The sequence below is a fragment of the Methylobacterium sp. WL12 genome (genome assembly GCF_008039475.1).
Lineage (GTDB): Bacteria > Pseudomonadota > Alphaproteobacteria > Rhizobiales > Beijerinckiaceae > Methylobacterium > Methylobacterium cerastii.
The window spans coordinates 37,594-58,362 of the sequence record NZ_VRUW01000011.1; the positions used below are offsets into that span (position 1 = coordinate 37,594).

The following is a 20,769-nucleotide window of genomic DNA, read 5'->3' on the forward strand; positions in this document are numbered from 1 at the left end:
GGCGGCTTCAGGGCGCGAAGAGCGCCCCGCGGAGCGGGCTTTTCAGGACCTTGGTCCTGAAAAGCGTCGAGCGCAGCGAAAGCCTGAGCCCGCGGAGGCGGGCGCCGGCGATTGAGGCTGCAAAAAAACAGGGCAAGCGCTTTCGAGCGATTGCCCGGCCGGAGCTTTAGCGGCGGCGTTTGATCGAGCCGACCGTCTGCACCTGGGCCTGCGCCTCGGCGCGATCCTCGTCGCTGGCTGCCGCCCAGTTCTTCTCGTAGAGCGCGACGATCCAGGCGTCCTTGCGGCCCTCGACGCCGTCGCGGGCGAGCGACAGCCACATCAGGCCGCGGACGCGCTGTACCGGCACGCCGCCCATGCCGGTCATCAGCATGTCGCCCAGGAGCGCCTGGGCCGGGTGGTGGCCCTTCTCGGCGGCGAGGTTGAACCAGCGCGCGGCCTGGCGCGCGTCGGCCTCGACGCCGGTGCCGTCGAGGTAGAGCCGGGCGAGGTTGTACTGCGCGTTCGGGTCGCCGAAGTACGACGCGGCGTAGTTGAACATGTCGTAGGCCCGCTCGGGGTTCGCGCGCACGTAGGTGCCCTTGATCCCGTCGAGGAAGTAGCTGCCGAGCGCGGTGAAGGCGCTCGCCGTCACCGCCGAGGTCTGCGCGTCGGGCCCGTCGTCGGTGCCGGAATCGGCGATCCGCGAGAAGAACTCGAACGCCTTGAGGTCGTCGTGCGGGACGCCGTCGCCCTCGGCGTACATCCGGCCGAGCTTCCACAGGGCCAGCGCGTGGCCCTGGTCGGCGGCGTATTCGAGCGCGCGGGCCGCGCCCTCCTTGTCGCCGGCGTTGTACTCGCGCACGCCCGCCCGCAGCGCGTCCTTGGCACTGCGGTAGTTCTTCTCGGGCACCGGCGTGCGGACGCTGGCGTCGAGCGCTTCCGTCGCGGGAGCGCCGACGAGCAGGCACGCGACCGCCGTCGCCGCGAGCGCGGCGCCGCGAAGGTGCGCGCGCAGGCTGCCGCGGGGCCGACGATCGGCCCCGGCCGGCCCCGCCTTCCGGTCGCGGTCGGTCCTAGACGTCCGCATAGCTCTGGATCTCCTCGGCGCCGCCCGGATGGGTCACGGCGCCGTTCACGGCGGGTCCGACGGTCTGCGCGTATTTCCAGAGGTAGCCGGAGGTCGCGGAATTGGTCCGCGGCGTCCACGCCTTGCGGCGCTCGTCGAGCTCGGCGTCGGAGAGCGCCACGTCGAGGGTGCCCTCGATCGCGTCCAGCGTGATCATGTCGCCGTCGCGCAGCAGGCCGATCGGCCCGCCGACCGCGGCTTCGGGCCCGACATGGCCGACGCAGAAGCCGCGGGTGGCGCCGGAGAAGCGCCCGTCGGTGATCAGCGCGACCTTGTCGCCCATGCCCTGACCGTAGAGCGCGGCGGTCGTGGACAGCATCTCGCGCATGCCGGGGCCGCCCTTCGGGCCCTCGTAGCGGATGACGAGGACGTCGCCCTCCTTGTAGGTGCGCGCCTGGACCGCCTCGAAGCAGGCCTCCTCGCCGTCGAACACGCGGGCCGGGCCGGTGAAGACCTGCTTCTCGGCCGCCATGCCGGCGACCTTCACGATCGCGCCCTCGGTGGCGAGGTTGCCCTTGAGGCCGACGACGCCGCCGGTCGGCGTGATCGGGCTTGCCGCCGAGCGGACCACGTCCTGGTCCGGGTTCCAGCGCACGCGCTCCATGTTCTCGGCGATGGTGCGGCCGGTGACCGTCATGCAGTCGCCGTGGATGAAGCCGTGGTCGAGCAGGGTCTTGATCAGCAGCGGGATGCCGCCGACCTCGAACATGTCCTTGGCGACGTAGCGGCCACCCGGCTTCAGGTCGGCGATGTAGGGCGTGCGCCGGAAGATCTCGGCCACGTCGAACAGGTCGAACTTGATGCCGCATTCATGCGCGATCGCCGGCAGGTGAAGCGCGGCGTTGGTCGAGCCGCCGGACGCGGCGACGGCGGCGGCGGCGTTCTCCAGGGACTTGCGGGTGACGATGTCGCGCGGGCGGATGTTCTTGGCCAGCAGCTCCATCACCTTCTCGCCGGCGGTGGCGCAGAACTGGTCGCGGATCTCGTAAGGGGCCGGCGCGCCGGCCGAGTACGGCAGGGCGAGGCCGATCGCCTCGGAGACGGTGGCCATGGTGTTGGCGGTGAACTGCGCGCCGCAGGCGCCGGCGGACGGGCAGGCGACCTGCTCGAGCTCGTCGAGGTCCTCGAGGCTCATGTCGCCGACGGCGACCTTGCCGACCGCCTCGAACAGGTCCTGCACCGTGACCGGGCGGCCGCGGAACGAGCCCGGCAGGATCGAGCCGCCGTAGATGAAGATCGACGGCACGTTGAGGCGCACCATCGCCATCATCATGCCCGGCAGGGACTTGTCGCAGCCGGCCAAGCCCACGAGGGCGTCGTAGGCGTGGCCGCGCATGGTCAGCTCGACGGAATCGGCGATGACCTCGCGGGACGGCAGCGAGGCGCGCATGCCGGCATGCCCCATGGCGATGCCGTCGGTGACGGTGATGGTGCAGAACTCGCGCGGGGTGCCGTGGGCCGCGGCGACCCCCTTCTTCACCGCCTGCGCCTGGCGCATCAGCGAGATGTTGCACGGGGCGGCCTCGTTCCAGCACGAGGCCACGCCGACGAGCGGCTGGTGGATCTGCTGCTTGGTGAGACCCATCGCGTAGAGGTACGAGCGGTGCGGCGCGCGGTCGGCCCCCTCCGTGACGTGGCGGCTCGGCAGCTTCGACTTGTCGTTCGTAGGCGCGTCCATGACCTGTCCCGCACCCCCCGGTCCGCTACGCGTCGGCGCGCCCTCGAAGGGTGCGGACAGCCGTCGCGCAGCGTCGACCGACGTTGCGCGAGGAGGCAAGACCACGCTCTTGGAATCGCTCGTAACCGAGCGGTAACCGGTTGGGGGAAAAGCCGTTTACCGCGGATGCTGAGGTGGTCCCGGTTTATGGCGGGATCGCGGCGGTCGAAGGCAGGTCTCGGGGCAAACCCGGGATGCTTTCGCGGTGTTGCGACCCCGCCACAGCCGCGCTTGCGGTCCGAATACTGAGGTCGGGTCGCATGGTGCGCCGCACCGAAGCCTTCGCGGGTGCGATCGCCGATCCGCCGATCAGGCCTTCGGCAGGGCCGGCGCCACGTCCGAGCCGGCGAGCGCGGCCTCGCTCTCGTCCTTCAGCGAAACCCCCGTCAGCCCGCGCGAAAAGGCTTGGCTCAGGAGCCAGTCGAGCTTGAACGCGGCCAGCGCGTGCGAGAGCCCGGCGGGGCGGACGTTCGAAATGCAGTTGCGCTCGGCGTCCGAGCGCCCGATGCGGGGGCCGAAGGTGAGGTAGATCCCGAGGCTGTCGGGCGAGGACAGGCCGGGGCGCTCGCCGACCAGCACCGCCACCGCGCGGGCCTTCAGCGCCGCGCCGACCGCGTCGCCCAGCGCGACCCGGGCTTGGGACGCGACGACCACCGGCGCGAGGCTCCATCCGGCCCGCTCGGCGTGAGGCTTGAAGGCCGCGAGGAAGCCGGCCGCGCCCTCGTGCACGGCACGCGCCGAGAGCCCGTCGGCGACGACGATGGCGAGGTCGACGGAATCGCCGGCCGCCCGCTCCAGGGCGTCGCGATCCTCGGGTGCCAGGGCGCGGCCCTGGTCGGGCCGGCGCAGGTAGGCGGCGCGGTCGGCCGCCTGCGAGGCGACCCGGAGCGTCGGCAGGCCGAGGGCTTCGATGTCCGCAGTGACCGCGTCCGCATCCATCGGCGTGTGCACGGCGTCGCGGGCCTGGGCGTGGGCGAGGCCGAAGCGCAGCACCTCGCGGGTGGGCAGGCCGCTCCCGGTCCGCCCGAGGCCGATCCGCGCCGGCGTCAGGCCGGCGAGCCGCGCCCAGATCTTCGCGTCCTCGCTCATGCGGCGAGCCCGGAGGCGTCGGCGAGCAGCGGCGAGCAGGGCTCGGCGGGAAGCAGGGTGCCGGCGGCGTCCGTCATCCCGAGGGCGTGCAGCCACGCCTCGAACTCGGGCGCGCGCTTCAGCCCTAAGACCTCCCGGACGTAGAGGGAATCGTGGAACGAGGTGGACTGGTAGTTCAGCATCACGTCGTCGGCGCCGGGCACGCCCATCACGTAGGTGCAGCCGGCGGCGCCCAGCAGCGTCAGCAGCACGTCCATGTCGTCCTGGTCGGCCTCGGCATGGTTGGTGTAGCAGACGTCGACGCCGAGCGGCACGCCCATCAGCTTGCCGCAGAAATGGTCCTCGAGCCCGGCGCGGATGATCTCCTTGCCGTCGTAGAGGTATTCCGGCCCGATGAAGCCGACGACGGTGTTGACCAGCAGCGGCCGGAACGGGCGCGCCACCGCGTAGGCCCGCGCCTCCAGGGTCTGCTGGTCGATGCCGTGATGCGCGTTGGCCGAAAGCGCCGAGCCCTGCCCGGTCTCGAAATACATGCCGTTGTCGCCCAAAAAGCCGCGCTTCAGCGCCAGCATCGCCTCGTGCGCCTCCTTCAGGATCGCCAGCGTGACCCCGAACCCGGCGTTGGCCGCTTGCGTGCCGGCGATCGACTGGAACACGAGGTCCACCGGCCAGCCGCGGTTCATCGCCTCCAGGGTGGTGGTGACGTGGGTGAGCACGCATCCTTGCGTCGGAATCGCGTGGCGCCGGATGATCTCGTCGAGGAGGTGGAGCAGCTTGCCGAGGGCTGCCACCGAATCCGAGGCCGGGTTGATGCCGATCACCGCGTCGCCGCAGCCGTAGGACAGGCCGTCGAGGATCGACGCAGTGATGCCGGCCGGGTCGTCGGTCGGGTGGTTGGGCTGCAGCCGCACCGCCATCGTGCCGGGCAGGCCGATGGTGTTGCGGAACCGCGTGACCACCCGGCATTTCCGGGCGATCAGGATCAGGTCCTGGTTGCGCGAGATCTTCGAGACCGCCGCCGCCATCTCCGGGGTGATGCCGGGCGCGATCCGCGCCAGCGTCTCGGTGGTGGCCGTGAGCAGGAACTCGCGAAAGTCGCCGACGGTGAGGTGCGCGACCTCGGAGAACGCCGCCGCGTCATGGGTGTCGAGGATCAGCCGGGTGACGTCGTCGTCCTCGTAGGCGATCAGGGGCCGCGCCAGGATTTCGCGCAGCGGCACGTCGGCGAGGCACCAGCGCGCGGCCGACCCCTCCTCCGCCGATTCCGCGGCGACGCCTGCGAGCCGGTCGCCGGAGCGCACCGGCGTCGCCTTCGCCATCAGCTCGGCGAGGTCGGCGAACGCCCAGGTCCGCGGGCCGACGACGTGGCGGTAGGCCATGGGGTGCTCCTGACGCCGATGCCGGCTTCCGCTGCGCGAGATGAGGGGAGCAGCGTCCCATCCTGTCAGCTCGTGCGGTAGCGCTGCGCGAGAAAATCGAAGGTGGTTCGGATGAGCGGCGTGACCTTGGCGATGTCCTGGTCGTTGGCTGCGACGCGTTCGCCGTCCGTCGGGATCGTCGGAGCACGTTCCAGGTTGGCGACGGCACGTTCGAGATTGCCAAGGCCGTCCTCAAGCTTCCGCGCGCTCATAGATCCTGATTCCCTGTGCCAGGACGCGATCCTTGAGTGCGCTCGGCATGGTGTCGAGCTTGGCCACCGAGATCCGATAGAGGGTTCGACAATGCCCGACCCGGTCGCGAAGGCGGTCCAGCGCCGCCCCGTCGAGGTCGGGCGCCTCGATGGCGACGTCGATGTCGGATCGCGCATCGTGATCGCCCTCGGCGCGCGAGCCGAACACGATAATCGCCCGAACCGCAGGATGGGCCGCCACCGTCTCGATGGCGGCGCGGGCGCTGTCGGGAATGTCGACCGGTCGGTGCACGGGATCGCCGATCGATCGCAACACGGGGTCGCTCCTTCGTCGAGGCCGCCAATCCGTCCTCGTCTATCACACCTGGGTATGCCGACGCATCGGAGACGCGACCTCAGGCCGCCCCGCCATGCGGCGCCGGCACCTCCGTCGAGATCGCATCCACCGTCCGGGGCGTTGGGCTTCCGACGCCGTCCGCACGGGTGATGCGGATCTGCTGGTTGACCGGCTGCATGTTGCCGAAGGGGGTCGAGAACGCGATCTCGGCCGCGTCGCGCCCGACGCCGATGCGGACGAGACCGTCGGGATCGGCCTGGCGCGTCGCGTCGAACAGCCACCAACGCCCGTCGAGGTAGGCCTCGAACACCGCGTGGAAGTCGCTCGGCACGAGGCCGTGGGCATAGCACGACACGAACCGGGCGGGGATGCCGAGCGCGCGGCAGAAGGCGGTGCCGATATGCGCGAAGTCGCGGCAGACGCCGGCGCGCTTGAGCAGGCTCTCGTCGGCGGTGGTCTCGCCGTCGCTGGTGCCCGGCTTGTAGGTGAGGTGGTCGTGGATCCAGTTGCAGATCGCGTTGACGCGCTGGTGGCCCTTCGGCGTCGCCCCGAACTCGGCCTGGGCGAAGGGCGTCAGCCGGTCCGACGAGACGAAGCGGCTCGGCAGCAGGAAGGGCAGGATGTCGAGCGGCAGCTGCCCGACCGGCGTCTCGTTGATGGTCGCCGGGTCGGCCCGGTGCACCGTGAGCTCGACCTCGGCGTTGTATTCGAGCGCGAACTGACCCATCGGCACGTTGACGCCGAGGTAACGGTTGAGCAGGTCCGGCGTCGTGTAGACGTCGCGCTTCAGGTTCGGCGTCAACACCAGGGATTCACTGATGATCTCGACGCTCTTCAGCTTGGCCACCTCCAGGTTGAAGATGAAGGTCGTGTCCGAGAGGATGTTGTAGGACAGGCTGCAGCCGAGATTGTAGCGCATGGGGTCTCCTGGCGGTCACGGGCCGGCGAGCGACCTGCAAAGAGCGGGCCTTGGGGCGAACGCGCGTCCCGGTTGTCGGTTCGGCCACGGCTGCCGAACGGGCGCACGACCCGGCCGACGCGTCGCGACCGCCCTCCATCTAAACTTAAACGATGTTTGTATCTTTCAGGTTGTTTTGTGTGCGTGGGCACGGCACTCTGCTTGAGCAAGGCCGTCGATTCGATCGCAAGACCAGAGACCGCGATCGCGCCGGTCGATGTCCCCCAATGCGAATGACGGCCCTTGCCTCAGAGGGAGGAAGCAATGGCTGTTACTTTGCAGGTCGTCGGCTTGTATTACAAACAACCGCTCGACATGGGACTGACGCCTGGTCAAACCGTCAACATCAAGCAGGTCTTGGACTTCGCCCAAGCCAATCCACAAGGACAATACGCACTGAGTTATGGCGTCGGGCAGGGGGCGGGAGCCGCCTACGTCGATTTCATCATGACGGACATCAACGGCCAGTTCTCGTCGCCGGTGAGCGGCACGCGCTACAACGGCGGCCAATTCAGCCTCACGCAAACCTTCACGGGCGTCGGGAAAGGAAATTATACCGTCTGGCAATACTACGTGCAGGATCAGAATAACCAGCCGGTCAAACTTCCCACAGGGGCCGAGACGCCCTTTGAGACGGCGAACGTCGTCCAAGACGGATTCACCGTCATCTGGCGCCTCGTCGAGATCTGCAACGCGGTCCCCGTCATGGTCGGCGATACGGCGGTCGGCGCGACGGCATCCGAGCAGGCCGGTCTACGTATGAACGCGCGGTTGGCGAAGGTCGTCGGCAAGCCTGCCGTCAAGGCGTGACGTCCAAACTCTAGAGCATTTTCTTTACGCGAGCCGGCATCCAGCTCGCTTGAAAATGCTCTGGACGGCGGATGCAGTCTTCCGTGTCGCGTGGGTAGACTGCATCCGAGGCCTATCGAGCCACCGCGACGCGGTCGATCGCAGTCGTCGGACAAGGGTGCAACGTTCGATCACACCCGGCGCGGCAGGAGCACCACCGTCAGCGAGCGCACGCCTTGGGCGCCGTGGATCAGCACGCCCTCGATGTCGGCGGTGGCGGAGGGGCCGGTGTGGAGCACGGCGTAGGCGGCGCCGGCGAAGTCCGGGCGCCTGTAGGCGGCCTGGATGTTCACGACGACGTCGGCGGGGTCGAGCAGGACCACGAGGTGCTGGGCGAGGTAGGCCACCGCGTTCACCACGAGCTCGGCCTCGGTGAACAGCACCGATCCGGTCTCGGCCACCCCGAAGCGGGCGCGCACGATCGCCACGTCGACGTCGTCCACCGCCTGCGGCCGGGTGACGGCGGCGAGGTCGAGGGTGCCGACATATTCCGGCACGGCGGAAGCGACGACCTTGGCCGCATCCAGGCGGTCGCGCACGTGGCCAAGCGGATCGCCGGCGGGGCCGGCCTCGACCACCCGGCCGCCCATGCGCTTCAGCGCTTCGGTGAAGGCCAGGATGCGGTCGTCGTCGACCAGCGGCGCGAAGTCCGGGATTTGCGGCAGCGGATAGTCGCCGGCCGGCCGGTTGCGGCGGATCGCGGCCAGCGTCGCCTCGCGGGTGCCGGCGCTCACGACACGTCCTTCTTCGAGGCGACGTCCTTCTTGGACGCACCCGCCATGCGGTTCTGCTTGTACCAGGCGTGAAAACTCTGCTTGGGGGCCTCGGGCATCTCGCGCTTCTTCCCCCAGGTGTTGAGCGGGTTGTAGACGGCGAAGCGCGGCAGGGCGCGAAGCGCCGAATCCGCCGTGCCGATCGCCGCGCGGTAGGCGGCCGGGCGGCTCAGCACGGCGCCGGCGGCCTTCATCATGCCCTGCTTCAAGAGCGGGATCTGGTGCTCCTCGGCCAGAACCTTGCGCCAGGCGAAGATCTGCTCGTGGATGTTGATCTTCACCGGGCAGACGTTGGTGCAGGAGCCGTTCATGGTCGAGGAGAACGGCAGCGTCGAGTATTTCCGCTTGTTGAAGGTCGGGTCGATGATCAGCCCGATCGGCCCGGCATAGGTCGCCCCGTAGGAGAGTCCGCCCGAGCGCCGGTAGACCGGGCAGGTGTTCATGCAGGCGCCGCAGCGGATGCATTTCAGCGAGGTCCAGAACTCCTCCATCCCGAGGCGTTCGGAGCGGCCGTTGTCGACCAGCACGTAGTGCATCTCGGTGCCGGGCCGCGGACCGCGGAAGTGCGAGGTGTACTGGGTGATCGGCGAGCCCAGCGCCGAGCGCGACAGCAGGCGGATGAACACGCCGAGGTCTTCGATCCGCGGGATGATCTTCTCGATGCCGATCGAGTGGATCTGCAGCGGCGGCACGTTGCCCGACAGGTCGGCGTTGCCCTCGTTGGTGCAGGTGACCACCGTGCCGGTCTCGGCGATGGCGAAGTTGCACCCGGTCATCCCCGCATCGGCGTTGAGGATGTAGGGCCGCGTGGTCTCGCGCTGGCTTTCGGCCAGGTAGTGGGCGTCGTCGTTCTCGGGGTCGGTGCCGAGCGTGCGCGCAAAAACCTCGGCGACGTCCATCCGCGTCTTGTGCACGGCCGGCGCCACGATGTGGCTCGGTTCCTCGTTGTCGAGTTGCTGGATGCGCTCGCCGAGGTCGGTCTCGATGATCTCGATCCCGCTCGCCGCCATGTGGTGGCGGAAGCCGCACTCCTCGGTGAGCATCGACTTCGACTTCACCAGGGTCTTCGCGCCGTGGCTGCGCAGGATCTCGAGCACGATGCGGTTGTGGTCCGCGCCGTCCGAGGCCCAGTGCACGTGGACGCCGTTGGCCTTGGCCGCCGCCTCGAACTGCTCGAGGTAGGTGTCGAGCCGGCTCAGCGTGTGCGCCTTGATGTTCGAGGCGATCTCGCGAAGCTCCTCCCATTCGGGGATGCCGTGGGCCGACACGTCGCGCTTCTTGCGCAGGTCCCACAGGCGCTCGTCGTGCGCCGCCTGGTGCAGCGGCGCGGCGAGGAAGCGCTCGGCGGCCTCGCCCTGGTCGATCGGCCGGTTGCCGCGGATCTTGGCCCCGCGTGGCTGTTGTTCGCGCGTCTTCGGCGCTGCGATCGGCTTCGAGGCGGCCTCCGCGTGCTGGAGGCGGCCGCCATCCTGGTGGCGCTCGCTCTCGTCGCCGGGCGCGCGCACCTCCGGGTGGATCATGCCGGCGCTCTCGCGGGGCGTGCCATCCGTCTCGCGGGGCGTAAGGTCTTCGATGCTCATGCGGCGGCTCCGTTCAGGACCTGCGCGATGTGGATGTACTTCAGCGGCACGCCGAGGCGCTCGGCGCAGCCCTTCTGGTGCATCAGGCACGAGGAATCGGCCGAGACGACGTACGCGGCCCCGGCGCGCGCCTGGTCGGTCACCTTGTCGTAGCCCATCTTGGCCGAGACGGCGGGCTCGAACACCGAGAAGGTGCCGCCGAAGCCACAGCACTCGTCGGGCCGCGTCAGCTTGACGACCTCGATGCCCTTCACCTTGGCCAGCAGGTCGAGGGGCTTCGAATAGTATGGCAGGTTGATCTCGGACGGCCGGGCGTGGTGGATGCCGCGCAGCGCGTTGCAGTTGGCGTGGTAGGCGACCTTGTGCGGGAACGACGCCCAGGGGAATTCCTCGATCTTCAGCACGTCGTGCAGGAACTCGACCAGCTCGAAGGTCTTTCGGCGAACGCCGACGACTTCTTCGGTCTGGGGAATCGCCGTCAGATGCTCGCGCACCTGGTGGACGCAGCTGCCCGAGGGCGCGACGACGTAGTCGAACTTGGCGAAATTCTTGACAAACAGGGCTTCGGTGGCGGCGGCTTCCGCGTGGCAGCCGGTGTTGGTCATCGGCTGGCCGCAGCAGGTCTGGTCGAACGGGTATTCCACCTCGAGGCCGAGGCGCTCGAGCAACTCGAGGGTGGCGATGCCGACCTCCGGCTCGAAGGCGTCGACGTAACAGGGGACGAACAGTCCGATCCGCATGGTCCTATCCCGTTTCCCTAAGCCGTTCCGCCGGGCCGTTCGCCCACGCCGTTAGGCGCCGTCTTCCGAGGCGCCCACCTGGACCAGCAGCTTGCCGAAGTTGCCGCCGGTGTAGAGGCTGTCGAGGTGTTCCACCGCCCGCGCGAGGTCGGGCCGCACGTCCTGCCGGGTCTTGATCCGGCCTTCCGCCATCCAGCCGCCCAGCGCCTGCACCGCCTCGCCCCAGCGCGCGGCGTAGTCGGTGACGATGAAGCCCTGCACGGTGAGCCGCCGCATCAGCATCTGGCGCCACGCCGCCGCGACGGCCGGACTCGGGCGCTCCGAAGAGTCTTTGGACGTGTCGTTGTAGGAGGCGATCAGGCCGCACAGCGGCATCCGCCCGAACAGCCGCATCCGCGCGAACACCGCGTCTGAGATCGGGCCGCCGACCTGCTCGAAGTTGATGTCGACGCCGTCGGGCGCCAGGGCGTCGAGGCGGGCGCCGACATCCTCGCTGCGGTAGTCGATCGCCGCGTCGAACCCGAGCTCGTCGACGACGAACCGGCACTTGTCCGGCCCGCCGGCGATGCCGATCACCCGACAGCCCTTGATCTTGCCGATCTGCCCGACGACCTGGCCGACGCCGCCGGCGGCGGCCGAGACCACCAGGGTCTCGCCGGCCTTCGGGCGGCCGATGTCGAGCAGGCCGAAATACGCCGTCGGGCCGACGAGGCCGAACACGCCGAAGGCGAGGGAGAGCGGCACGCCCGGCGGCAGGGCCAGGGGCTGCAGGCCCTGCCCGTCGGTGACCATGTGGTCGGCCCAGACGCCCATGCCGGAATAGAGCGCGCCGGGCTCGACGCCGTCCTTCCGGCTCTCGATCACGCGCCCGGCCACGAGGCCGCGCATCGGCTCGCCGACGCCCACCGGCGGCATGTACTGCTCGGCGTCGCTCATCCAGATGCGGTTGGTCGGATCGAGCGACAGGTACAGCACCTGCAGCAGGAACTGGCCTTGCTGCAGCTCGGGCAGAGCCTCGGCGCCGTAGGCGAGGTCGCCCTCGGCGACGGCCCCGACCGGGCGGCGCGCGAGGCGCCAGATGTTCCGTTGCCGGGCCATGCGCCTTCCCTGATGTTCCTTCGAAGCCGCGACGCGCCGCCTTGGAACGATTTCAATCCGGTCTATCGAATCAGGTTGGTCTTGGCGAGGTCGAGGACCGCGTCACCGCGTCCGCTCATCACCGCCCGCAGCATGTAGAGGCTGAAGCCCTTCACCTGCTGGCCGTCGATCTTCGGCGGGATCGAGAGCTCGTTGCGCGCCACCGCCACGTCGAGCAGCGACGGCCCGTCGAAGGCCAGGAACTCGCGGATCGCGCCTTCGAGTTCACCCGGATCCTCGACCCGAATCGCGAAGATGCCGGCCGCCCGCGACATCGCGGCGAAGTCCGGGTTGTCGAGCGCGACGCCGGTCTCGAGGTAGCCCGCGGCCTTCATCTCCATCTCGACGAAGCCGAGCGAGCCGTTGTTGAACACCACCACCTTCACGGGCAGCCGGTGCTGGCGCAGCGTCAGGAAGTCGCCCATCAGCATGCTGAAGCCGCCGTCGCCGCACAGCGCGATCACCTCGCGCCGGGGCGAGGCGGCCTGGATGCCGATACCCTGGACCATGGCGTTGGCCATCGAGCCGTGGACCCACGAGCCGACGAGTCGGCGCTTCCCGTTCATCTTGAGGTAGCGCGCCGCCCAGATCGTCGGCGTGCCGACGTCGGCGGTGAACACCGCGTCGTCGGAGGCGGCGTCGCTCAGGAGCTTGGTGAGGTATTGCGGGTGGATCGGCTTGCGGCCGGGCTTGCCCGTCGCCAGCTCGTCGAGCCCTTCGCGCGCCTTGGCGTAGTGCTTGAGGCTGCCGTCGAGCCAGGCGCGGTCGGCCTTCACCGCGAGCAACGGCCGCAGCGCGCGGATCGTGGCGCCGACGTCGCCGACGAGGCCGAGGTCGAGCCGGCAGCGGCGCCCGAGCTCTTCCGGGCGCAGGTCCACCTGCGCCACCTTCGCGTCCTTCGGGTAGAACTGCTTGTAGGGAAAGCCGGTGCCGAGCATCAGCAGCGTCTCGCAGCCGACCATCGCCGCGTAGCCGGACGAGAACCCGATCAGCCCGGTCATGCCGACGTCGTAAGGGTTGTCGTATTCGACGAACTCCTTGCCGCCGAGCGCGTGGACGATCGGGCTCTTCAGGGCCTCGGCGAGCTGCAGCAGCTCGGCATGCGCCCCGGCGCAGCCGCGACCGCAGAGCAGCGTGATCTTGCGGGAGCCGTTCAGCAGCTCGGCCAAAGCCGCAAGGTCGGCCTCGGCCGGCTGCACCACGGGCTTCGGCGGCACGAGGCCGGCCTTCGTCGCCACGGCGCGGGCCGGCGCGTCCTTCAGCGCGACGTCGCCGGGGATGACGACCACCGCGACGCCGCGCTGCCCGATCGCGGCGCGCATGGCGTTCTCCAGCACGTAGGGGAGCTGGGCGGGATCGGAGACCTGCTCGCAATAGTGGCTGCAGCCGCGGAACAGCTCGGTCGGGTGCGTCTCCTGGAAGTAGCCCGAGCCGATCTCGGCCGACGGGATGTGCGCCACCAGCGCCAGGACCGGCGTGCGCGAGCGATGGCAATCGTAGAGGCCGTTGATCAGGTGGACGTGGCCGGGGCCGCACGAGCCGGCGCAGACCGCGAGCTGCCCGGTGACCTGGCTCTCGGCGCCGGCCGCGAACGCGCCGGATTCCTCGTGGCGGACGTGGATCCACTCGATCACGCCGCGCGCCCGGATCGCCTCGGTGATCGCGTTCAGGCTGTCGCCGACGACCCCGTAGATGCGCCGGACGCCGGCCTCCTGCAGGGTCTCGACGACGTGGTCGGCGACGGTGGTGATCCGCATACGTTCGGCTCCGTGGATTCGGAGGGCGAACTTTTTGCGGTGCGGCGCGGTTCCGGCGAACGGGTCGGGGCCGGTGACGGATGTCGCTCTCGCTACGGGATTGAGCCGATGGCAGGCGTCGAGCGCAGCGCCGCTCAGCCGGCCGACGCCTCGCTCAGGATCGCCGCGATGATCGGGCGAAGCTCGGGCAGCGACACCGTCGCGATCTTCCATAGGATGAGGTCGTCGATGCGATTTTACTCGTGCCGGAGCTTGTTGCCGACGGCGGCGATCTCGGACCATGGTACGGCCGGAAAGCGTGTCTTCGCATCCGGCGGCACGTGTCGGCTCGCTTCCGATACGATCTCGACACGTCGTTCGACGGCGAGGCGCATCACCAGGTCCATGCGATAATCGGCGAACGTTCGTCCCGCGACGATGTCCGCAGCCGCGTCGCTCATCGTCAGGATATCCGTGAGGCGTGCAATCGCCGACCGCTTCATCACAGGACCTGGATGGCCTCGCGCTCGATCTCGGCCCGCAATTGAGGGTGTAGGCCTTCCCGCGTCGTCAAGTCGACCCGGCACCCGAGCGCCTGCGCGAGGTAGGCTTCCGTCCTGAACAATTCGACGAAGCCGAACCGGTCGTATTGCGGGTCGACGAACAGGTCGACGTCGCCATCGAGGCCGGCCTCGTCCCGGGCGACGGAGCCGAAGAGGTAGAGCGCGAGAATGCCGGAATTCTGAAGATGCCCGGCCCGCTCGGTGAGTCTGGCGATCACGTCGCTGCGCTGCATCGCATGCCACCGTCGTTCCGCATCACGATCGAAGGCCAAGCCGCCACCGATTCGAACAGGCCCGCTAGTCAACCCGAGGGAGCCGAAAAGCTCAATCGTCCATCTTCAAGGCGGCGATGAACGCCTCCTGCGGGATCTCGACGCGCCCGAACTGGCGCATCTTCTTCTTGCCTTCCTTCTGCTTGTCCAGGAGCTTGCGCTTGCGCGAGATGTCGCCGCCGTAGCACTTGGCGGTCACGTCCTTGGACAGGGCCTTGATCGTCTCGCGGGCGATGATCTTGCCCCCTAACGCCGCCTGGACCGGGATCTGGAACAGGTGGCGCGGGATCAGGTCCTTCAGCTTCTCGCACATGGCGCGACCGCGATGCTCGGCGCGGGTGCGGTGGACCAGCATCGAGAGCGCGTCGACCGGCTCGGCGTTGACGAGGATCGACATCTTCACGAGGTCGCCCTCGCGGTAGTCCGAGATGTGGTAGTCGAACGAGGCGTAGCCCTTCGAGATCGACTTGAGGCGGTCGTAGAAGTCGAACACCACCTCGTTCAGCGGCAGGTCGTAGACGACCATGGCGCGTTTTCCCACGTAATTGAGGTCCACCTGCGAGCCGCGCCGGTCCTGGCACAGCTTCAGCACGCCGCCGAGATGCTCGTCGGGGGTGAGGATGGTGGCGCGGATCCACGGCTCCTCGATCGCCGTGATCTTCATCACGTCGGGCATGTCGGCCGGGTTGTGCAGCTCCTTCACCGTGCCGTCGGTCATCTGCAGGCGGTAGACCACGGAGGGCGCCGTCGAGATCAGGTCGAGGTTGAACTCGCGCTCGAGCCGCTCCTGGATGATCTCGAGGTGCAGCAGCCCGAGGAAGCCGCAGCGGAAGCCGAAGCCGAGGGCGGCCGAGGTCTCCATCTCGTAGGAGAACGAGGCGTCGTTGAGCCGGAGCTTGCTCATCGCGCTGCGCAGGGTCTCGAATTCGGCCGCATCCACGGGGAACAGCCCGCAGAACACTACCGACTGCACGTCCTTGAAGCCCGGCAGCATCTCCTTGCACGGGCGCTTGTCTTCCGTGAGCGTGTCGCCGACGCGGGTGTCGGCGACCTCCTTGATCGAGCCCGTGAAGAAGCCGACCTCGCCGGGGCCGAGCTCGCCGATGTCGGCCATCTTCGGACGGAACACGCCGATCTTGTCGACGCCGTGCACCGCGTCGGCCCGCATCATGCGGATGTTCATGCCCTTCTTGAGCACGCCGTCGACGATGCGCACCAGCACGACGACGCCGAGGTAGACGTCGTACCAGCTATCCACCAGCAGCGCCTTCAGGGGCGCGTCGCGGTCGCCCTTCGGCGGCGGCAGGCGCTTGACGATGGCTTCCAGCACCGCCTCGATGTTCAGCCCGCTTTTCGCCGAGATCGCCACGGCCTCGGACGCGTCGATGCCGATCACCTCCTCGATCTGGGCGCGGATGCGCTCGGGCTCGGCGGCCGGCAGGTCGATCTTGTTGAGGACGGGCACGATCTCGTGGTTGGCGTCGAGCGCCTGGTAGACGTTGGCCAGCGTCTGCGCCTCGACGCCCTGGCTCGCATCCACAACCAGCAGCGAGCCTTCGCAGGCGGCGAGCGAGCGGGACACTTCGTAGGCGAAGTCGACGTGGCCGGGCGTGTCCATCAGGTTGAGGACGTAGTTCTTGCCGTCCTCGGCCTTGTATTCCAGGCGCACGGTCTGCGCCTTGATGGTGATGCCGCGCTCCTTCTCGATGTCCATCGAATCGAGCATCTGCTCGCTCATGTCGCGCAGCGCCACGGTGCCCGTCGTCTGGATCAGGCGGTCGGCGAGCGTCGACTTGCCGTGGTCGATATGCGCGACGATCGAGAAGTTGCGGATGTTGTCGATCGGCGTGGTCGTCATCGATGCGGATCTCCGGCGCGCGTGCGGCCGGCCGGAGGGCCGTCGTCGCGCGCCGTCTGATGTGAGGAGGCGGTGTCGGTCGTCCCGGGGGGATAGCAGCCGCAGGGGGGAGCGCCAAGCGCGGGCGGCGTCGCGGGGCGAATCCCTCGGTGACGGAGACCGAATGGGCCTGTCCGGCCCCACGGCCCTTCGGATTTTGGGCGTTCGGCCCTATCTAGAGGGCATACCCTCCGCGCAATCCCGTGCTTTGGGCTCCGAAGCGGAAGGCCCAAGATGGCTCGCACTCCCCCCAACGGGCGTTCGCCCAGCATCTCGATGTCGGACTTCAACGCCCGCGTGAAGCGCGTGCTCGAAGGCAACGAGGAAGTGACCCGCGGCGCGCCGCGCGCGACCCCGGGCTGGAGCCGCCGCCGCAACACCCGGCCGCCGGTCGGCGCCGAGGCCCAGCCCGAGGCGGAGACCTCCGAGGCGACGGAGTCCGAGACCGAGTCCGAGGATTCCGAGGCCGAGAAGCCGGCCACCGAAGAGGCCTGAGACCTCCGCTTCACGTCGGCCCGCGGCTTCGCGGACCGACGTCCGGCCGCTCAGGCTCGCGGCGCCTCGTCCTTCGCCCGAGCCTCGGCGGCCATGACCACGAGGACCTTTCGCAACGCGCCCATGTCGCCGACTCGCTCCGGGAAGGTCACCCGCGCGGTCCGGTCGGCGGCGAGCAGGTCCATCCCCTCCGGGTCGAGCCCGGTGAGGCGCCACGCGGCCGCCCCCTCCGAGGCGGCGTAGAGCGCCAGCGCGTCGGCGTGGTCGGCGTTCATGTGCTCGATCGCGCCGCGCTCGCCGGCCACGATCGCCTCGGCGCCCGCGAGATCCAGCAGCAGCTCGGCCTTCGTCAACGTCGCCGCCTTGGCGAAGCCCCCGTTGAGGTGGCCGGCCGTCGGCTCCAGCGCGAAGAATCCGAAATCCGGGAAGTCGGCGTAGAGCGCGGCCTTCGGGTGCCGGGCGAGGAAGCGCGCCCGCACGCGGGGCTCGTCGGTCCGCACCGCCCGCCCGACGACGGTCAGCCGCGGGTGGGCGAGCGGGTCGCCCTTGCCGCCGGCCGAGAACAGCAGCGAGCAGCGCGGGTCGGCGAGCAGGTTGCGGGTGTGCGCCGAGAGCTGCGACAGCAGCATCAGCGGCGTGCCGTCGACGTCGGTGGCGATGGTCGTCAGCGAGGCGAACGGCGTGCCGTCGGAATCGAGCGTCGCCAGGGCGCCGGAGCGGATGCTGCGCAGCAGGCGCCGCGACAGGCCGATCGCGTCGAACGGGGCCTGCGCCGCCGGAAGCGGCCGCGCCGGACCGCGCGGCCCCCCCGATTCGGTCCCGCCCACGCCGTCGGATGTCTCAGCCATCGCGCCCCTCGCTCCCCGGAAGCGGCGGAAACGAAAAACGCCGCGCCGACCGCATCATAGGGCGAAATCGCGACCGCCGACGAGACGGGCGAGACGCGGCGCATCGCCCGGATACGGCCAAGCTCCCATGGCCGCTCGCTTTTTTCGAAACTTCGGCTTAAAGCGACAGACCGTCCGCGCGAAACGGACACGGTCATACGACTCGTCGTCGCGTTCGCGTTTTTGCCTGCCCCGTCCGGGGCCGGAGGCGGCGACGCGGGCCACCGCCACGCGCCCGCGACCGCCCCGTCAGTCAAGGAACGCGCATGCCGACCATCGCCCTCGTCGACGACGACCGCAACATCCTCACCTCGGTGTCGATCGCGCTGGAGACCGAAGGATACCGGATCCAGACCTACACCGACGGCGCCTCGGCGCTCGACGGGCTCAAGCACTCGCCCCCCGACCTCGCGATCTTCGACATCAAGATGCCGCGCATGGACGGGATGGAGCTTCTCAGGCGCCTGCGGCAGAAATCGGACCTTCCGGTGATCTTCCTCACCTCGAAGGACGAGGAGATCGACGAATTGTTCGGCCTCAAGATGGGCGCCGACGACTTCATCCATAAGCCGTTCTCGCAGCGCCTGCTGGTCGAGCGGGTGAAGGCGGTGCTGCGCCGCTTCGCCCCGAAGGACGGGCCGGGCGCCGCCGCCCGCGAGGCCGACGCCGCCGCCCGCTCGCTGGAGCGCGGCTCGCTGATGATGGACCCGGAGCGCCACACCTGCACCTGGAAGGGCGAGCCGGTGACCCTGACGGTCACCGAGTTCCTGATCCTCCAGGCGCTCGCCCACCGCCCGGGCGTCGTGAAGAGCCGCAACGCGCTGATGGACGCGGCCTACGACGACCAGGTCTACGTCGACGACCGCACGATCGACAGCCACATCAAGCGGCTGCGCAAGAAGTTCAAGGTGACCGACACCAGCTTCGACATGATCGAGACGCTCTACGGCGTCGGCTACCGCTTCAAGGAAGGCTGAAGGCCTTCCACACTGCCTCATGGGTTCTCACCCATGAGGTCCGGCGGACGACCGCCGCCCCGCCGTCGCGGGGGGCCGATCCCGATGCGTGAGACGCCTCGGGATCGCGTTTCGCCCGCCTCGCTTCCCTCGATTCCCCGTCGAAGACCGGACCGTCGTGACGTCGCAGACCGATGAAGAGCCGCGCCGCGGCCCGCTCGCATGGCCGCGGGCCTCCTGGGATGCGATCGGACAGCGGGCCTCGTCGAGCCTGACCCGCCGCATCGTGGTGCTCAACCTCGTCGGGCTGATCGCGCTGCTCGTCGGGTTCCTGTACCTCAACCAGTTCCGGCAGGGGCTGATCCAGGCCCGCGTCCAGAGCCTGGCGATCCAGGGCGACATCATCGCCGGCGCCATCGCCTCGTCCGCCTCGGTCGACACCGGGACGATCCGCATCGACCCCGACAAGCTGCTCCAGCAGCAGGCCGGCGAGGGCAACGGCACCGAGGAGGAATCCTCGCCGCTGGCCTTCTCGCTCAACCCGGAGCAGGTGGCGCCGCTGCTGCGCCGGCTCGTCACCCCGACCGGCAACCGCGCGCGGGTGTTCGACAGCGAGGGCGGCCTGCTGTTCGACACGCGCTCGCTGTTCAACCGGCCCGAGGGCGGGGCCGGCACCGCGCAGGTCCGCAAGCGCTCCCTGCTCGAGCGCGCCTTCGAGGTCGCGCAGGCCTGGAGCTTCGGCCTGTTCGGCGAGCGGGTGAAGCCGCAGGAGGAGGTCGGGCCGACGAACGGCCATTCGCTGCGCGAGGTCCAGACCGCGCTGAACGGTGCCCGCGGCAGCCTCGTGCGCCGCAACGAGCTCGGCGAGACCACGGTCTCGGTCGCCGTGCCGATCCAGCGCTCGGGGGCGGTGCGCGGCGCGCTGCTGCTCTCGACGCAAGGGGACGCGATCGACCGGGTCATCGCCTCGGAGCGCTTCGGCCTGTTCCAGGTCTTCCTCGTCGCCGCGATGGTGATGGTGGTGCTCTCGATCCTGCTGGCCGGCGCCATCGCCGGGCCGGTGCGGCGCCTGGCGGAGGCCGCCGAGAAGGTGCGGATGGGAATCAAGACCCGCGAGGAGATCCCCGACTTCACCAGCCGCACCGACGAGATCGGCCACCTCTCCGGCGCCCTGCGGGACATGACCCAGGCGCTCTACAGGCGCATCGACGCGATCGAGAGCTTCGCCGCCGACGTCAGCCACGAGCTGAAGAACCCGCTGACTTCGCTCCGCAGCGCGGTCGAGACCCTGCCGCTCGCCCGCAACGACGATTCGCGCAGCCGCCTGATGGCGATCATCCAGCACGACGTGAAGCGCCTCGACCGCCTGATCAGCGACATCGCCGACGCCTCGCGGCTCGATGCCGAGCTCGCCCGCGCCGAGGCGCGACGGGTCGACCTGCGCAAGCTCCTGTCCACGGTCGTCTCGGTGGCCAACGAGCGCAAGCGCCCGAAGGACTGCGTGATCCAGCTCGACGTCGACGCGCCCGCCGGCGACCAGGACGCGCCGTTCGCGATCATCGGGCACGACAGCCGCCTGGGCCAGGTGGTCAACAACCTCCTCGACAACGCCCGCTCGTTCTCGCCGACGGAGGCGAAGGTCCGCGTCGCCCTGCGGCGGGTGCGCGGCGACATCGAGCTGATCTGCGAGGACGAGGGGCCGGGCATCCCCGAGCACGCCCTGGAGCGGATCTTCGAGCGCTTCTACACCGACCGCCCCGAGCAGGGCTTCGGCCAGAACTCGGGCCTCGGCCTCTCGATCTCCCGCCAGATCGTCCAGGCGCATCGCGGCTCGATCCGCGCCGAGAACCGCCCCGGCCCGGCCGACGAGGACGGCGAGCCGACGGTCCGCGGCGCCCGCTTCATCGTCCGCATCCCGGCGGCCCCGCGGCAGATGTCGGCGGCGTGACGGGGGTGGCGCGGCAACGGTCCGACCGAGGGCGACCGCTCCGCCTCCCTACCAAAGGCTCCGGCAAAAGCGCGGGTCCCTTCTCCCAGGGGGAGAA

The 20,769-nt window shown here is 69.5% G+C and carries 20 protein-coding genes; 4 read left to right on the forward strand and 16 right to left on the reverse strand.

Features of this window, described 5'->3' with window-relative positions:
- Positions 1-166: 166 nt before the first annotated feature.
- The 7 genes from FV226_RS06820 to FV226_RS06850 all read right to left on the reverse strand — a co-directional run bounded on the left by FV226_RS06820 (position 167) and on the right by FV226_RS06850 (position 6,800).
- Positions 167-1,069 (reverse strand): tetratricopeptide repeat protein, encoded by a 903-nt coding sequence (locus FV226_RS06820; RefSeq protein ID WP_147751879.1) that lies wholly within the window; start codon positions 1,067-1,069, stop codon positions 167-169.
- On the reverse strand, positions 1,056-2,786 hold the full coding sequence (gene ilvD / locus FV226_RS06825; RefSeq protein WP_147762301.1) for a dihydroxy-acid dehydratase: 1,731 nt from the start codon (positions 2,784-2,786) through the stop codon (positions 1,056-1,058). Before ilvD ends, FV226_RS06820 begins: the two co-directional genes overlap by 14 nt.
- Before the next feature lie 348 nt (positions 2,787-3,134).
- Positions 3,135-3,914, reverse strand: coding sequence for an ethanolamine ammonia-lyase subunit EutC (eutC, locus tag FV226_RS06830; protein WP_147762302.1), 780 nt, complete (start codon positions 3,912-3,914; stop codon positions 3,135-3,137).
- Positions 3,911-5,293, reverse strand: a complete 1,383-nt coding sequence (locus tag FV226_RS06835; protein ID WP_147762303.1) for an ethanolamine ammonia-lyase subunit EutB — start codon at positions 5,291-5,293, stop codon at positions 3,911-3,913. The genes eutC and FV226_RS06835 overlap by 4 nt, the downstream gene beginning before the upstream one ends.
- A gap of 65 nt (positions 5,294-5,358) precedes the next feature.
- Positions 5,359-5,544, reverse strand: a complete 186-nt coding sequence (locus FV226_RS06840; RefSeq protein WP_147762304.1) for a hypothetical protein — start codon at positions 5,542-5,544, stop codon at positions 5,359-5,361.
- Positions 5,525-5,860: a nucleotidyltransferase domain-containing protein gene (locus FV226_RS06845; protein ID WP_147762305.1), complete on the reverse strand. Its 336-nt coding sequence runs from the start codon at positions 5,858-5,860 to the stop codon at positions 5,525-5,527. Before FV226_RS06845 ends, FV226_RS06840 begins: the two co-directional genes overlap by 20 nt.
- Before the next feature lie 79 nt (positions 5,861-5,939).
- On the reverse strand, positions 5,940-6,800 hold the full coding sequence (locus FV226_RS06850) for a transglutaminase family protein (RefSeq protein WP_147762306.1): 861 nt from the start codon (positions 6,798-6,800) through the stop codon (positions 5,940-5,942).
- Between the two features lie 303 nt (positions 6,801-7,103).
- Here FV226_RS06850 and FV226_RS06855 point away from each other — a divergent pair, with 303 nt between their 5' ends.
- The gene (locus tag FV226_RS06855) at positions 7,104-7,649 is read left to right on the forward strand and encodes a hypothetical protein (protein ID WP_147762307.1); all 546 of its coding nucleotides are present in this window, start codon (positions 7,104-7,106) and stop codon (positions 7,647-7,649) included.
- 170 nt (positions 7,650-7,819) lie between these two features.
- Here FV226_RS06855 and FV226_RS06860 read toward each other — a convergent pair whose 3' ends face one another.
- The 8 genes from FV226_RS06860 to lepA all read right to left on the reverse strand — a co-directional run bounded on the left by FV226_RS06860 (position 7,820) and on the right by lepA (position 16,347).
- Complete coding sequence (locus FV226_RS06860) at positions 7,820-8,422, reverse strand: LUD domain-containing protein (RefSeq protein ID WP_147762308.1); 603 nt, start codon at positions 8,420-8,422, stop codon at positions 7,820-7,822.
- On the reverse strand, positions 8,419-10,041 hold the full coding sequence (locus tag FV226_RS06865; protein ID WP_147762309.1) for a lactate utilization protein B: 1,623 nt from the start codon (positions 10,039-10,041) through the stop codon (positions 8,419-8,421). Before FV226_RS06865 ends, FV226_RS06860 begins: the two co-directional genes overlap by 4 nt.
- Positions 10,038-10,781: a (Fe-S)-binding protein gene (locus FV226_RS06870; RefSeq protein ID WP_147751889.1), complete on the reverse strand. Its 744-nt coding sequence runs from the start codon at positions 10,779-10,781 to the stop codon at positions 10,038-10,040. Before FV226_RS06870 ends, FV226_RS06865 begins: the two co-directional genes overlap by 4 nt.
- 51 nt (positions 10,782-10,832) lie before the next feature.
- Entirely contained in the window at positions 10,833-11,879 is a 1,047-nt protein-coding gene (locus tag FV226_RS06875; RefSeq protein WP_147762310.1) for an NADP-dependent oxidoreductase, read from the reverse strand.
- 62 nt (positions 11,880-11,941) lie between these two features.
- A complete protein-coding gene (gene poxB, locus FV226_RS06880) occupies positions 11,942-13,675 on the reverse strand; it encodes a ubiquinone-dependent pyruvate dehydrogenase (RefSeq protein WP_147751891.1) in 1,734 nt (577 codons plus the stop codon).
- Positions 13,676-13,911: 236 nt separating this feature from the next.
- The gene (locus FV226_RS06885; protein WP_147762311.1) at positions 13,912-14,115 is read right to left on the reverse strand and encodes a HepT-like ribonuclease domain-containing protein; all 204 of its coding nucleotides are present in this window, start codon (positions 14,113-14,115) and stop codon (positions 13,912-13,914) included.
- 41 nt (positions 14,116-14,156) lie between these two features.
- Positions 14,157-14,450 carry a nucleotidyltransferase domain-containing protein gene (locus FV226_RS06890; protein ID WP_147762312.1) on the reverse strand — a complete coding sequence of 98 codons (294 nt, stop codon included), beginning with the start codon at positions 14,448-14,450 and terminating at the stop codon, positions 14,157-14,159.
- A 91-nt stretch (positions 14,451-14,541) separates the two neighbouring features.
- Entirely contained in the window at positions 14,542-16,347 is a 1,806-nt protein-coding gene (lepA, locus tag FV226_RS06895) for a translation elongation factor 4 (RefSeq protein WP_147751894.1), read from the reverse strand.
- 273 nt (positions 16,348-16,620) lie between these two features.
- Here lepA and FV226_RS06900 point away from each other — a divergent pair, with 273 nt between their 5' ends.
- Positions 16,621-16,881 carry a hypothetical protein gene (locus FV226_RS06900; RefSeq protein ID WP_147762313.1) on the forward strand — a complete coding sequence of 87 codons (261 nt, stop codon included), beginning with the start codon at positions 16,621-16,623 and terminating at the stop codon, positions 16,879-16,881.
- Positions 16,882-16,931: 50 nt separating this feature from the next.
- On the opposite strand, the gene FV226_RS06905 is transcribed toward FV226_RS06900, so the two are convergent.
- The gene (locus tag FV226_RS06905) at positions 16,932-17,729 is read right to left on the reverse strand and encodes a DUF2470 domain-containing protein (RefSeq protein WP_147751896.1); all 798 of its coding nucleotides are present in this window, start codon (positions 17,727-17,729) and stop codon (positions 16,932-16,934) included.
- Positions 17,730-18,034: 305 nt separating this feature from the next.
- Between FV226_RS06905 and FV226_RS06910 the strand changes: the two genes are divergently transcribed.
- Positions 18,035-18,745: a response regulator transcription factor gene (locus tag FV226_RS06910; protein WP_147751897.1), complete on the forward strand. Its 711-nt coding sequence runs from the start codon at positions 18,035-18,037 to the stop codon at positions 18,743-18,745.
- A gap of 157 nt (positions 18,746-18,902) precedes the next feature.
- Positions 18,903-20,672, forward strand: a complete 1,770-nt coding sequence (locus tag FV226_RS06915; protein ID WP_187273633.1) for a sensor histidine kinase — start codon at positions 18,903-18,905, stop codon at positions 20,670-20,672.
- The last annotated feature ends 97 nt before the right edge of the window (positions 20,673-20,769 follow it).